The sequence below is a fragment of the Pedobacter sp. 05L430 genome (genome assembly GCF_056397585.1).
Map to the genome: position 1 here is coordinate 1 of NZ_JBFTNT010000060.1, position 14,380 is coordinate 14,380.

Consider the following 14,380-nt stretch of genomic DNA (forward strand, 5'->3'; position numbering starts at 1 on the left):
GGACAACATAAGGTTCCCAGACTGGCAAATGACAGGAAATATGTAGAGGAAATATTGCCCCTGATGAAATAATATTTTTTTGTACAAGATAATGGTGATTTAATTTTTTTTAGTTAAATTTAAATAGCTAATTCTTAATCGCTTATGAAAACAGTACAACAAATACTTAATGCTAAACCTGTACAGATTTTCTCAGTTACAGAAAATTCATCTGTTTTAGAGGCGCTTCAGTTGATGATGGAAAAGAATGTAAGTGCGTTGCTTATTCTTGAAGATCATAAGCTACAGGGTATATTTACAGAAAGAGATTATGCCCGGAAGATCATACTGTATGGGAAATCATCGGCTGGCACTCCGATAAAAGAGGTAATGACACCCGATCCAATCACCATCGTGCCGACAGACAGCATAGACCTGTGCATGCAAATCATGACTGACAAACATATCAGACATTTACCGGTAATGCAGGACAATCAATTACTTGGAATGGTTTCCATAGGTGATGTGGTTAAATTCATCATTGCAGATCAGAAACAAACCATATCTCAGCTAGAAAGCTATATCAGTAGTTAAAGAACTTTATCAATCTAATATTAACCGTAATCTCAATTAAATTGAAAAGCTCGTATCATGATTAATGATACGAGCTTTTCTTTTATGCCGGCTCTCTGATAAATACGCTACCAGATTTTAACTCTTTTCTCTGGTGCCAGGTATAAAGAATCTGTTGGTTTTACATTAAATGCAGTATAAAACTCTGGTATATTTCTAACTACACCATTAACCCTAAACTTAGCCGGGGAATGGGGATCTGTTCCAACCTGATTTCTTAATGCCTCATCTGTTGATTTATTTAACCATACCTGAGCCCATCCAAGGAATACTCTTTGCTCGCCAGTAAATCCATCCATAACTGGTGCTGGTTTACCATTTAAGCTTGCATTATAGGCCTTCAGTGCAATACTTAATCCGCCAAGGTCACCTATATTTTCTCCAAGTGTAAAATCTCCATTTACATTCAGATCAGGAAAAACTTTAAACCCGCTGTATTGCGCTTTTAGAGCGCTTGTTCTCTTTTTAAACTCACTTTGATCCTTCGTCGTCCACCAGTTACGCATTGCACCTGTGCCGTCAAATGTACTTCCCTGATCGTCGAAACCATGACCTATTTCATGACCAATCACCGCACCGATACCTCCATAATTTACCGCATCATCTGCAGTCATATCAAAAAATGGCGGCTGAAGAATTGCAGCCGGAAAAACAATCTCATTCATACTAGGATTATAGTATGCGTTAACAGTTTGTGGTGTCATCCCCCATTCTGTACGGTCAACAGGCTTACCCAGCTTGTTAAAAGTGCGGTTGTATTCGAACTCTGCAGACCGTTTTTCATTACCAAACAAATCGTTCTTTGCAATTTTAAGTTTACCATAATCTCTCCATTTATCCGGATATCCAATTTTTGGAGTGAACTTGCTTATTTTTTCAAGTGCTTGTTTTTTAGTTTCTGCACCCATCCAGTCGAGCTCTTTAATACTCGTCTCGTAAGCTTTCAATAGATTGCCAACAAGTTTAAGCATGCGTTCCTTAGCTGCAGGCGGGAAATGCTTTTCAACATATAGTTTACCAACTACCTCACCAAGGTTCCCGTTAACTACATCAACGGCCCTGCGCCATTGAGGTTTCTGCTCTTTAACGCCATATAATGTTTTAGCATAGAAATTGAAATTCTCCTGATCAAGCGCAGTGTTCAAAGCAGTTGCAGCGCTTGTAACAGCACTCCATTTTAAATAATTTTTCCAGGTATCAAGTGGTGTATTTTTCAAAATGGCATTTAGATCCTTTGTATATGCTACCTGGCTAATAATTAAGGTATCATGATTCTTTACTCCTGCCTCTGTTAGTAGGGTGTTCCAATCAAAATCTGGAGTTAACGTACTCAGATTCTTAATTGGAAAACTATTATAAAGACCAGCCATATTTCTGGTTTCTTCCTTCTTCATTTGTTTTGAGGCAATCAAGGTCTCGAGTGCCATTATCTGAACAGACTTAGCTTTTGCATCAGGAATTCCGGCAAGAGTTAACATCTTTTCAATATGGGCTACATATTTAGTACGGATGTCTGCAGATTTTGCAYCCTTTAATAGATAGTACTCACGATCTGGTAAACCCAGGCCACCTTGCCAGGTATAAAGCATGTACTTTCTTGGATCTTTCAGATCCTCAGCAACACTTAAAYTGAAAGGAATCATATTGCCTATCTTATTGGCATAAGCAAAATAGGAAGCCAAATCTTTCCCGGAGGCGATAGCATCAATTTTTTTAAACTCAACATTTAAAGGTGCCAGCCCTATAGAATCACGAACCTTCATATTTATATAAGATTCATAAAAGTCGCCTATTTTCTGCTCATCAGAACCCTCAGCAGGATTTCCCTTGGCAGYATTCTCAATTATTGCTTTAACATCTTCCTGTGCCTTATCATTCACCATTGCCCCTATACCATATGAAGCCTTATCAGAAGGGATTTTTGTGTTTTTCATCCAGGTGCCATTCACATAGGCCGTAAAATTATTCCCCGGCGCCACTGTAGTATCCATATTTTTAAGGATAATACCTGAATGCAGTTCTTGCTTCGGTTCCGAATTATTGCAGGATGCCATAAGCAGCAAAGAACAAGCCGTAAGCGGGATGCTAAAAGATTTTTTAATTTTCATTTATATAAGAATTTATGAATAAGAAATAAGTGTTAAACCAAATTTAACAAAAGATTATCACCTAACTTCTAAAGAGTTCATAATATCTTAGTTACTTTATCCCAACATAAATTTGATGGTCTTAAATTAAGTACTCCATTTAAATTCATTTACTAACTGCTTTAAATCTGCATCCGTTATTTGGGACGGATTTGAGAATTGTTTTTCAAGTATATGTTGAGGAACGATCAATGATCCATTGTTTGTCCTGATAATTGCACCGGCATCTGTGTATTTATGAGCGTAGAAATCGCCAATCGTTGGATCTAACTCTGTGAGTCTGATCAGTAATTCGTAAAGTACGTATAGAGGTGTTGTCACTCCGCAAATATAAATTAACTGCATTTTAATATTCAATTATCATTATGTTAACACAACCCAAACCCTTAACAATAGATTTATCACAATTACTCCTGATAAGGCAATATGAAAATGGTTTTTCATATGGTTGGTGATACCGGCGGACTGAAATCTGCTGATGCTCAAAAACAGGTGGCAGGGAAAATGGCCGAACAATACTTGTGCGCAACGAGCGAACACGACAGGCCTGCATTCTTATACCACCTTGGAGATATTGTATATCATTATGGCGAGGCAGAGCAATATAACGAACAGTTTTTAAAACCATTTGAGACCTACCCTGGCCCTATTTATGCCATTGCTGGGAATCATGACACAGATATAAATCCAGACTGCGATTTACATTACGAAAGTCTTGATGCATTTTATGCTGCATTTTGCAATACTTGCCCTAAAACAATTCATTTTGGGACCGAAAGCAGTAGAAAAAGTCAGATTCAGCCTCACGTATTTTGGACAATGGAATCGCCATTGGCGACAATAATTGGCCTTCATACCAATGTTCCAAAATATGGTCACATTACCAAGGAACAAAAAAACTGGTTTGTTAAAGAGCTGCAAAATGCCGCTACACTTCGCTCTGATAAGGCTATAATTGTTTGTATGCACCATGCCCCTTATTCTGCAGATACAAATCATGGATCGAGCAAACCAATGATAGAATTTCTGGAAACTGCCTTTAAAGAAGCTGGGGTAAAACCAGACATTATTTTTAGCGGACACGTACATAATTACCAACGCTTTAGTAAACAATATGAAGATGGGAAAACACTGCCATTTATTGTTGCAGGAGCCGGAGGTTTTGACGAATTACACCAACTTGCAGATCCTTACGATAACAATTACATCGCTAAAAGTGACTTATTTAATAAGGTCCAGCTTGATAGCTACTGCGACAACAGACACGGCTTTTTAAAAGTCAGCATCGAGAAAACACCTTTTAACTTTACTATCCAAGGTGAATACTATACCGTTCCGAATTTAGATACTGATGAGGAAGCCACTTTATTTGATGAATTTTCAATCGATTTGACCGGAAGGTAATAAAAGTCAGACTTTTAGGGTAAAAGTATTGATTATGACACTCTAAGGACAGCTATTTCTATAAAAATCAGGAATTTTGATTTGTTTAAATCAATACTGTTTAAACTTGCAGTATCGAGTTTTTAAGCAATAGTAATTCCGTAAATTTATAGAAAGCCCTCAAAATGACAGATTTGGATAAAAGTATAACGGTTGGAACACTATTTGGTTTCGTTATATTACTTACCTTGTTTGAAATGTACTTTAGTTACGTCCATGATAAAAAACATTATCAGAAACGTGATACACTTACCAATATCTACCTGATGGCCAGCGCCTTTGTGATCAATATCCTTACAAAAGCCGGAACCTTCATGTTTCTTCCGAACATTTTAACCTTACCACAGGCTTCAGGTCTACAGTATTTGAACCACTATACAGGGTATTCTTCTATTTGCCTTTGGCGATGATGGGGTTCAACGCAGTTGATATCCTTTTTGCCTACCTGGTTACTCAAATCTATGGCAATATTGTACATACTAAATCGGTTGGAAAACTACATCCAATAATTGAATATCTTTTTGTCACTCCTTCACATCATCGTGTTCATCATGCAAGTAATGTACGTTATCTTGACAAGAATATGGGTATGGTATTAATTCTATGGGATCGTATATTCGGAACATTCCAGGCAGAGGTACCGGAGGAAGAAATAAAGTATGGATTAACAAAGCAGCCAGAAGACTCTGGACCGGTAAATATCATTTTCCATGAATTTATTGCGCTATATGCCGATGTTAAAAAAGCGCCTACCTTTAAAGATAAATTAAAGTATATTTTTTACCCTCCGGGATGGAGCCACGATGGCAGTACACAAACGGCAAGGGTAATGCAACGGGAATTATAAAGTGAAAAATCTAAAACAAATAATCGAAGATATAAAAGTTCAGGGCCACAACCCTGAACTTTTACAGGCAACGCTCTGGAAGTTTATTTGTTACTCCCCAAAAATGCCAAGTCGTTTACATCAGCAAAATCTTTTAAATGCTGCTAAAACCTCTACTTTAAAAGTGTATGATCAATATTTCAGCAAATCAGATCTGAATTTTAATTGTTTTAGATGGGGCAATGGATCAATTAAGGTTTTGCTTACACACGGATGGGGCTCTAAAGCCATAGATTTTAGCGAATTGATTGATGTGTTATTACTTAACAAAGATCTCGAGATATGGGCCTTTGACGCACCAGGGAATGGAAGTTCAGAAGGCGAACTCAGCAACCTGATCCTTTTTGCAGAGGCGATTAAAGAATTCCAAAAAAATTATGGAGCTCCCGATGCAATGATCGGTCACTCACTAGGTGGCATGGCAAATACATTGGTGATACAGGAAACACTGCAATTCCCTAAACTTCTTATCAGCATTGCTCCTCTCGTTAATTTAACAGAGAACTTCAAATCGTCTATGACAGCTGTAAGCATCCCTGAAAATATACAGCAACGTTTTTTTAATGAATTCGAAGAGCTTTACCAAATGAGTACCAATCGCTTTTTATTAAATGATATGTACACTTTTTCTGAGGAGTTAAAGCATCTGCTCATCTATGAAGTTAATGACAATATATCTCCTGCAGGTTTTATTGAAACATTTCTAGAGCAGTACCCAACAATAAATGCTTCCAGATATGATGATACCACTCATGCCAAAATAATTATTGACCCAAGGGTAATCAAAGAAATAGACGCCATAATTAAAGAGACATTCTAGCTTTTACCTCATTAATCTTGGAAAGATGTGTTTCAAGAAGTTCTTGGTTTGAGATGCCTGTYTCCTGGTCAAAATTTTGATGAAAAGAAGGAAGCGAAAAGGTTGTCAATACTTCTGCACCTAATTTTGGGAGTCTGATTATCGCCGCATTCATTACATTCCCGCCTCCAAATCCACCAGGCGAAGTACTCATTAGCAACATTGGCTTGTTCTGGAAAAACTTACTGTTTGTACGGGAACACCAATCCATCACATTCTTAAAAGCAGCACTGTAACTTCCATTGTGTTCGGCCAGGGAAAGAATAATAAGATCCGTTTCTGATATATGATCTATTAGCTTATAAGCCTTTTCCGGGTATCCGTCACTGGCCTCTCTGTCTACAGAGAATAATGGCATCTCGAAATCATTTAAATCTAACAGCTTAACATCATGCTCTTTAAAGAAAGAAATGGTGTGGATAACCAATTTCCGATTAATTGATTGGCGACTACTGCTTCCGGCGAACGCTAAAATCTTCATTTGATATAATTAGTTTTTAATATTTCTACTTTGCTCTGGCAACGGAACAAAATCAGTTTCGCCTGGAACTGGAATAAAAGATTGTGAAAGCCACTTTTCCTTTGCTTCCTCGATTCTTTCGCGGGTAGACGCTACAAAATTCCAGTAAATAAAACGTTCCTCAGAAAAAGGCTCTCCGCCAAATATATATATTGTTGAATTTTCCTGCATTACAAATTCGCACAGCTTACTGTCTTTAGCCACCAGGAGTTGTTTAGGCCCAAAGATATGTCCTTCACTTTCAATGCCACCCTCAAGAATATATAAGGCACTTTCACCGAATAGATCTTTACCTATTTTAACAGGTTGACTTTTGGCGCTTTTTAACTCCAGAAAATAAAGCGGGCTGTACACCGGTACTGGTGAGAAGTGTCCAAATACATCACCGGCAATCAGTTTAAAATCAATTCCATTTTCTGTCCAGTGCGGAATCTCATCTTCATTAAAATGAAAAAACTCTGGTTCCATTTCCTCCAGGGCTTTTGGTAAAGCAACCCATATTTGAAGCCCGTGGAGCATTTTATTGGAAGTTCTTAAATAGACTGGTGTTCTTTCTGAATGAACAATTCCGCTTCCTGCAGTCATCCAGTTTACCTGCCCAGGTTGAATTTCAGTTTCATTACCCAAACTATCTTTATGCATTATGGCTCCTTCAAAAAGATAGGTTAAAGTAGAAAGCCCAATATGCGGATGTGGGGGAACATCAAAATTCTCGTGGTCACTTAAACTTGTGGGGCCCATGTGATCTACAAAGGCAAATGGCCCAACCATTCTTTTTTCACGAAAGGGCAAAAGTCTGCCAACCATAAAATTACCAATGTTACTTGGTCTTTCTTCGATAATCAAGTTAATATTTGACATGCTATTTTAATGATTTTAACTGTTCAGATTAAACAGATAGATTTGACATAAGGCAATGTGAATTTACATGAATTAGCTTAGTATTACAAGATTTTTCAATAAAATCAGAAGGCCCAGCAGTATAACTGAAGGGCCTTCTGATCATTAATAATAGTTTTTGATGGACTATTGTTTATCCCACCATACTCTACCAGATAATTTATCTCCACCCGGCACTGCGGCAGATGCTTCTTTGTAATTAGCACCATTTTTCGCACCTTCTTCTACAGGATAAGGGAAACGACGAGGAATAGTACCATTAGTTGCGTTTCCAGGGTATACAACTGGTGTTAATGCAGGAAACCCACTTCTACGCCAATTAGACCAGGTTTCATAAAAATCGAGCATGGTATTGGTATGAGCCCAGTATTGGTTGTTAATCATTTCTAAACCATTTGCGGAATTGTAAGGATGTGCATTCGCGTAACTTACAGCAACACCTTCTGATATTGCCAGCGATGCATCATATTGCCCAAGAAAAGTAATTGCAGCTGCAACCCCATTCTTATAATGATCAGCCGCGACACCTCCTATCCCCCATCTTTGTGCGGCCTCTGCAAGCAATAATTCACTCTCGGCATAGGTAAGAATAAATGTTACCCCATTTTGTTTTATCATTGCCGGATTTGGAGATGAATAATCAGAGAAACTTGTAAATGAGGGGTCTTGCCTAACGTCTCTACCAGCTAGTCCACTTAAATCCTTACCATTTGGCATTCCTTTTTGAGCCGCAGCAGCTGTAACATAAAGTGGATTTTGTGCTTTACCACTCTCTGTTAAATACAACTGTGTTACAGCAACTTTCTCCAGACGAGGGTCATTATTATTTTTCAAAAAGTCGATAAATGTTTTCGACCATTTAACATAGTAGTTCTCCTGTCCGCCATCACCAAGTAGCAYCTGACTGTTTCTGTTTTGTGTTACCCTTGATCCAGCAGCATCATGGGCCAAAAATGCGTTATCCTTATTATCATTCATTGTTTTACCAACAACTTTTTGAACATATGTTTTTGCCGTGGCTTCATCAATCTTAGTTAACCTCATTGCTAACCGAAGCATTAAAGTGTTGGCAAACCGTTTCCATTGTGCAATGTTTCCTTTGTAAATAACATCCCCTGTTACTGCATCGCCAGTCTCATTCAAAGCAGTCGAAGCTTCCTCTACCTCTTTCAGCAAATCCATATAAATAGCTTGTTGCTTATCATATTTAGGTGTAAAATTACCGGTATACACTCCCAATCCGGCTTCTGAATAAGGAACGTCTCCGTACAAATCAGTTAGTCGCTCAAAAATCAGCGCTTTCCAGATGCGGGCTACCTGATACACATTGTTTAACTTTGGTTTGCCTTTGGCGTACTCAACAACATCAACAATTGGTCGTACTTGCTCTATATACGCACCTACACTACCATTTCCCCAATACGCAGCTGTGTAGCCTTCATTCAAAAGATACTTGTCGCCTGCCCAATAGCTAATCACTGTAGAAAAACCCTGCATCATTGTGGCAGAGTAAATCAAATTTCCACGCCAGGTATCGTATGCAAAATCTATACTCCCTGTATAAGTAAGCTGTGCTGATGTTAATGTGTAATTTGGATCAAAACTACTCGGCCCATAGGCAACTGGATTGGTATTGATGTCCTTAAAATCTTTTGTACAACTTGTACCTACTAGAACAGTAACAAGTAATACCAGGCTATATTTGTTTAATATATTCGTTTTCATTTCTCTTTATCTTTAAATAATTAAAACTTAACACTTAGGTTTACGCCGAAAGTTCTTACTGGCGGCACCCCTCCTAACTCCATTCCTGGAAATGTAGCATTGTAGCTCGATTCTGGATCGATGTTGTCTGTTTTCTTCATCAGAATAAATAAATTTCTGCCAACCAGACTTACATTTAAGCTTTTTACTTTATTATTAAACATTTTTGCCGGGAAATTATAGCCCAACGTTAACTGTCTGAATTTGATGAAACTCGCATCCTGTACAAATTTATTAGATACATTATTGGCGGTATTTTCATAGAATTTTGCCGCATTATTCCCAAGAGTTTCACGATCTACAAGGGTATTTTTATGTAATCCGAAAATATATCCGTAGTAATCAGTTGCCGAGAATACCTTGCCTCCCCATTTTCCATCAATAAGGAAAGAAAGACTTACCCCTTTATAGTTAAACTCATTATTCCAGCCTGCAAACCATTTATTATATGCCGATCCGTATGCTTTTAAATCTCCTCTTGACGGTTCTCCAAGTGCATCTTTTAAAATTGCGCCGTTAGCATCATACTTATAATCATATGCCATTACCTGAGCCGCAGCTAACCCCGGTATATTCTGTAAAAACCCAACCCCCGATCTGGAAGTTGCCAATAGTTGCGAAGGCAATCCTTCTGCTAAAGAAAGCACCGTATTATCATTATACGTTCCATTCACTGATGAAGTCCAGGTAAAATCTTCATTTTTAAGAATAACCCCAGAGATTAGTGSCTCTACCCCTTTGTTTTCAATTTCTCCAGAATTTAAAACTGCTCCGGAATAACCAGTTGTACTTGATGTGGTAACTACAGATATCTCATCTTTTGAACGTTTTTTGTACCAGGTCATATCCAGGTTTAAACGATCGCCAAAGAATCTTAACTCAGTACCAATTTCCAGCTCAGTTGCTTTAGAAGCTTTTAATCCCGGATTAGGAATACTTAAGTTATTTATGATACCTAATGGATTTCCATTCAAGGTTTCACTTCTAAAACCATAGGTAAGTAAGGTTTGATAAGGATCGGTTGCTTGTCCAACAATGGCATAGCCTGCCCTTAACTTACCGAAATTAAGGAATGAGGGTTTCCAAAGTTCTGAGAACACAAATGAACCACTTACAGAAGGATAAAAAACACTGAGTTTATTGTCTTTTCCAGGAGTAGCAAGTGTAGAAAACCAGTCTGATCTTCCGCTACCGGTTAAATAAAGTATATCTCTATAAGAAAGTTCTAAAGTGCCATATACCGAGTGAGTTTCTGACTCGGTCTCTATATGTCCAACTGATTTGTTTTTAGCATTTAAGATGTTATAAACTCCAAACACTGCGAAATTAGTCCCATTATTTGTTGTTTGATTAATTCTGGTATTTCTGAAACTTGCCCCAACATTTGGAGTAACAGTAAATTCATCACCTACAGCAAATGATTTCCCCAATAATACATCGGTGTTAACATCTGCAAACTTGGTTTGCTGTTCTGCAATTTTGCCGGGTTCATAATACGCAGTTCCTGATGGCACCACATTCTTATAAGTATCAGAGTAAGCATCGCGACCTGCACGACCTTGAATAAACAGACCGTTATCAAAAGTATAGCGTGCATTGAAAGAGCTAATTAATCTCTCGCGTTTAGTGTCATTAACAAATTCGTTTGCAGCAAACCATGGATTGGTAGCAAATGCATTTCCGGTATTGTACTTTAATTCATTCCCATCTGCATCTTTCCCTGGCTTTAGATCATTTACGCTAACGCTGGTGGGTAAAAACACCACATTATAGTTAGCATTACCGGCACCGTCTGACACCATTGGTCTATTTTTAGCCTGCTCCAAAATATAATTAGAGCGGGCATCAATGTTTAAGCGTTTAACTGGCTCAAATGTACCTACCAAATTAAATGATTGTCTATTCAGTCCTGAATTTGGAACTACAGAATTGTTATTTACATCATTGGCAGAAAAGCGGATTGCGCCTCCTTCAAATGTTTTGTTTAAGGCAAGTGTATTAGACCATGTACCGCCATTACCATAAAAGTTCTTTATATTATTACGCTGTGCTGAATACGGTCTTGAAACACCATCAAACTGAACCACGCTGGTCCCGTCTAATTTTGCACCCCAGCTAGATCCACCAACTTGTGCGGCCGCAGCCTTGTCTAATGGTTTTGTGCCGTTGGCCCCCTGCCCATATACATACTGCCAGTCGGTTCTGTCCATGATTTGCTCTACCACGTAATTACTATTAAAGTCAACGCTATTTCCTTTACCACTTTTAGTTGTAATAAGAATAACACCTGCTTTAGCTCTTGAACCATAAAGTGCTGATGCGGCTGCACCTTTCAATACAGAGATACTTTCAATATCATCAGGATTTAAGTTACCCACTGCATCTCCAAGATCCGGGGCGTTGTCCCACTGACTACCTGAGTTCCCATTTGGATTGATATTGTTTAAACCTGTAGGCTTATTTTCCATTGGCACACCATTAATTACATATAGTGGCTGATTACTTTGGCTAAGGCTGGAAACACCACGAATGGTAACACTTGTAGCTGCACCTGCACCACCTGAAGTTGAGCTGATGTCCAGACCTGCAACTTTACCGACTAAAGCGTTAGCTACATTGTTTTCTCTGGCTTGCGTTAAAGATTCGCCCTGAACCTGAGAAACAGAATATCCCAGTGCTCTACGTTCCTTTTTAATACCCAAAGCTGTTACCACTACCTCGTTTAACAATTTGGTGTCTTCTGTTAATACAACCTGTAAGTCTGTTTTACCATCAACGGCTATTTCTTTTGTCTGAAAACCAGCATATGAAACTACTAGAATTGCATTTGGGAGTGCCGATATTGAGAATTTACCATTTATATCGGTTGATGTTCCTGCACCACTTCCTTTAATTCGAACCGTTGCCCCCGGTAAAGGTCCGCCATTAGCGTCCTTGACGGTGCCGCTGACTTTAATATCTTTTTTCCGGCTAATTACAATCAGCCCTGCACCAGAAACAGAATAATTTAAGTTAGTGTTGTTAAATATTACAGCTAAAACATCTGTAACTAAAGTATTTTTTACCGACAATGTGATGTCCTTGTTTATAGGAACATTTGACGAACTGTACACAAAATGATAATCACTTTGCTCTTCAATAATCTTCAAAACTTTGCCCAGCTTTGTTTTCGTAACATCTAGTGRTATCTTTTGCTGAGAAAAGACAGATGCCGAAACATTGAGACATGTAATAAAAATTATAATACAGGTTAATTTCATTAAAATAATGAATTTTAAGAACGTCCTGACATCGGGACGCACTTGCAGTAAGTAATAATTAATCATATTTTTGTTTTTTTGGTTGCTTTAGTATTTGGCAGCAATCTGTTTGCGCATAAAACTGCCAGTGCTTATATCAAAAAAATTATTGGGGCGGTGCGTCAACACCGTCCCTTTCTAATTATTTAGATATGGTAATTTGATTCCCTTTTATTTCATATTTAAAATGTTCTGCGTCTTGAAATGCCTTTAATGCCTGCTCTATATTTTCATGTCTAAATGTTGCTGTAAAACGATATTTTTCTACTTCACGATCATTAAAAATAATCTCTACGTTGTACCATCTTTCCAAGTCCCCTTTAACTTCAGCAAAAGTTTGATCTAAAATCTCCAGCCTGTTTTGCGTCCAGGCCATTTCTACAATTGTGCTGTCGTTAACTTTGGTATATTGATTAATAGCTATTTGCGGATGTACAACTGAAGGTTTTTGTGGTTTGATGTTACTAGGAAGTTCGTCAACTTTTTTATAAAAAGTAACCTTCTGACTTGGCCTTAAAGTTATAGAGCTCCCCTTGGTTCCTTTTCCCTCCATCACAATCAGGCCCTTAATCAGCACTGTTTCAGATGTTGCTTCTCCCGGATATATTTTAACATTAAAAGAGGTACCAAGCACATTGATATCAAAATCTTCGGTATGTACCTTAAAGGGCTTACTCTTATTGTGGGTAACATCAAAAAAGGCCTCTCCAACTAAATTAACCTCCCTGTTTTTTTCATTAAAATTCTTATCGAGCGTTAATGTACTTTTGGCATTAAGCAAAACCACAGAACCATCCGATAGCGTGATTTTTTTCTTTTCGCCACCTTTTGTACTAAAATTGGTAACCAAACTAACCTTTGGGGTATTTTCTTTAGGGTTATTTTTAAAGATAACCGCAACGCCTACCATTAGCAGAACCGCCGCTGCAATTTTCAGCCACATATAATTTTTATGGATAGGGATAATATCAGCCTCATTTTGAGGTTCAATATTATTTTTCAAGAGGTCTACCTGTTTATTTAATGGTTTCTTGTTCCCACTTAATATCACATACAAGCGTTTTGCTTCGGCAATAACAGTCTCTTGCTCAGGATGTGCTTTAATATAATTTTCCCAGTAGCTAATACAAAGTTTATCTGTTCCGGCACAATATAGCTGGAAGGTATTATCTACTAAAAAGTCTTCAACATTGAAAAGACTACGATCTATCATAACATTTGGCTTTTATAATACCAGTGCCAAAAATGTTATGTTTTTCCTAAGAAAATTTTACTTTTTTTTACTTTACACGAATAACATTGCTTAATAGCACACTTTTACCATCCCGCCATTCTGAATTTATTAGTCTTTCAACTCTTTACGCAATATCTTAAGCGCATCATAAACCGTATTATAAGCAGTTTTAATGGTTTGTTGAGTTTGATCAGCTATTTGTTCATAGCTCAATCCATCAAAGAATTTTAGATGAATCAATTGTTTTTGTCTGAAGGTCAATTTCTCCAGCGCATTTTTAAGTTTATATCGTACCAGTTCATCGGTCTGAACTTTTACTATAAACTCTTCGTACGACATCTCCATCCACTCGCCCTCCGCACCTGCATTTTGCAGCGCATCATTAATTTTGCGCTTACGCTCTAACAGTCGTAAAATCTTACGTTTTAAAAATGTACGCAAGTAAGCAGGCACATTATCAACCCTGTTTAGCTGCTCGTGTTTTTCCCAGATGGTAATAAATACCTGATCGGTTGCCTCCCCTGATGTTTCAGCATCTCCGCATACACGAATACCAAAATTAACCAGGTCATAATAAAGCGCTTTGTAGAGATCAAAAAATGCACCATTATCACCTCCCCTGATACGTTCCCATAATAAATGATGCAAGAGCTTATTCTCCATTTGGTTAATTTAGATTAAGACAATGTTAAGAAAATCTAAGGAATATTTACATG

At 37.8% G+C, this 14,380-nt stretch carries 12 protein-coding genes and 1 pseudogene; 5 read left to right on the top strand and 8 right to left on the bottom strand.

What is annotated here, in order from left to right:
* Window positions 1-144 precede the first annotated feature (144 nt).
* Window positions 145-573 (top strand): CBS domain-containing protein, encoded by a 429-nt coding sequence (locus AC1DG9_RS11330; RefSeq protein ID WP_172659335.1) that lies wholly within the window; start codon window positions 145-147, stop codon window positions 571-573.
* Window positions 574-680: 107 nt separating this feature from the next.
* On the opposite strand, the gene AC1DG9_RS11335 is transcribed toward AC1DG9_RS11330, so the two are convergent.
* A complete protein-coding gene (locus AC1DG9_RS11335; protein WP_477634648.1) occupies window positions 681-2,720 on the bottom strand; it encodes a M13 family metallopeptidase in 2,040 nt (679 codons plus the stop codon).
* A 126-nt stretch (window positions 2,721-2,846) separates the two neighbouring features.
* Entirely contained in the window at window positions 2,847-3,104 is a 258-nt protein-coding gene (locus AC1DG9_RS11340; protein ID WP_172659333.1) for a hypothetical protein, read from the bottom strand.
* Window positions 3,105-3,185: 81 nt separating this feature from the next.
* Here AC1DG9_RS11340 and AC1DG9_RS11345 point away from each other — a divergent pair, with 81 nt between their 5' ends.
* From AC1DG9_RS11345 to AC1DG9_RS11360, 4 genes and pseudogenes are all read left to right on the top strand, one after another.
* Window positions 3,186-4,163 carry a metallophosphoesterase family protein gene (locus tag AC1DG9_RS11345; protein WP_477634649.1) on the top strand — a complete coding sequence of 326 codons (978 nt, stop codon included), beginning with the start codon at window positions 3,186-3,188 and terminating at the stop codon, window positions 4,161-4,163.
* 164 nt (window positions 4,164-4,327) lie between these two features.
* On the top strand, window positions 4,328-4,612 hold the full coding sequence (locus AC1DG9_RS11350; RefSeq protein ID WP_477634650.1) for a hypothetical protein: 285 nt from the start codon (window positions 4,328-4,330) through the stop codon (window positions 4,610-4,612).
* Window positions 4,576-5,049 (top strand): annotated as a pseudogene (locus tag AC1DG9_RS11355) (sterol desaturase family protein); the annotation flags it as partial. The gene AC1DG9_RS11350 and the pseudogene AC1DG9_RS11355, both read left to right, overlap by 37 nt.
* Before the next feature lies 1 nt (window position 5,050).
* On the top strand, window positions 5,051-5,908 hold the full coding sequence (locus AC1DG9_RS11360) for an alpha/beta fold hydrolase (RefSeq protein WP_172659330.1): 858 nt from the start codon (window positions 5,051-5,053) through the stop codon (window positions 5,906-5,908).
* Here AC1DG9_RS11360 and AC1DG9_RS11365 read toward each other — a convergent pair.
* From AC1DG9_RS11365 to AC1DG9_RS11390, 6 genes are all read right to left on the bottom strand, one after another.
* A complete protein-coding gene (locus AC1DG9_RS11365; protein WP_172659329.1) occupies window positions 5,892-6,428 on the bottom strand; it encodes an NADPH-dependent FMN reductase in 537 nt (178 codons plus the stop codon). The two genes, AC1DG9_RS11360 and AC1DG9_RS11365, sit on opposite strands and share 17 nt — an antisense overlap.
* A 9-nt stretch (window positions 6,429-6,437) precedes the next feature.
* Window positions 6,438-7,328, bottom strand: a complete 891-nt coding sequence (locus AC1DG9_RS11370; RefSeq protein WP_172659328.1) for a pirin family protein — start codon at window positions 7,326-7,328, stop codon at window positions 6,438-6,440.
* 165 nt (window positions 7,329-7,493) lie between these two features.
* Window positions 7,494-9,092 carry a SusD/RagB family nutrient-binding outer membrane lipoprotein gene (locus AC1DG9_RS11375; RefSeq protein WP_477634651.1) on the bottom strand — a complete coding sequence of 533 codons (1,599 nt, stop codon included), beginning with the start codon at window positions 9,090-9,092 and terminating at the stop codon, window positions 7,494-7,496.
* Between the two features lie 20 nt (window positions 9,093-9,112).
* Window positions 9,113-12,280: a SusC/RagA family TonB-linked outer membrane protein gene (locus AC1DG9_RS11380; RefSeq protein WP_477634652.1), complete on the bottom strand. Its 3,168-nt coding sequence runs from the start codon at window positions 12,278-12,280 to the stop codon at window positions 9,113-9,115.
* A gap of 292 nt (window positions 12,281-12,572) precedes the next feature.
* On the bottom strand, window positions 12,573-13,643 hold the full coding sequence (locus tag AC1DG9_RS11385; RefSeq protein ID WP_172659325.1) for a FecR family protein: 1,071 nt from the start codon (window positions 13,641-13,643) through the stop codon (window positions 12,573-12,575).
* Between the two features lie 129 nt (window positions 13,644-13,772).
* A complete protein-coding gene (locus tag AC1DG9_RS11390) occupies window positions 13,773-14,327 on the bottom strand; it encodes an RNA polymerase sigma factor (protein ID WP_172659324.1) in 555 nt (184 codons plus the stop codon).
* Between the last annotated feature and the right edge of the window lie 53 nt (window positions 14,328-14,380).

Excerpts from the sequence above, each read along its gene's own strand:
- AC1DG9_RS11390 (WP_172659324.1), bottom strand. The coding sequence starts at position 14,327 with ATGGAGAATAAGCTCTTGCATCATTTATTATGGGAACGTATCAGGGGA.
- AC1DG9_RS11340 (WP_172659333.1), bottom strand. The coding sequence starts at position 3,104 with ATGCAGTTAATTTATATTTGCGGAGTGACAACACCTCTATACGTACTT.
- AC1DG9_RS11345 (WP_477634649.1), top strand. The coding sequence starts at position 3,186 with ATGAAAATGGTTTTTCATATGGTTGGTGATACCGGCGGACTGAAATCT.
- AC1DG9_RS11385 (WP_172659325.1), bottom strand. The coding sequence starts at position 13,643 with ATGATAGATCGTAGTCTTTTCAATGTTGAAGACTTTTTAGTAGATAAT.
- AC1DG9_RS11330 (WP_172659335.1), top strand. The coding sequence starts at position 145 with ATGAAAACAGTACAACAAATACTTAATGCTAAACCTGTACAGATTTTC.
- AC1DG9_RS11370 (WP_172659328.1), bottom strand. The coding sequence starts at position 7,328 with ATGTCAAATATTAACTTGATTATCGAAGAAAGACCAAGTAACATTGGT.
- AC1DG9_RS11350 (WP_477634650.1), top strand. The coding sequence starts at position 4,328 with ATGACAGATTTGGATAAAAGTATAACGGTTGGAACACTATTTGGTTTC.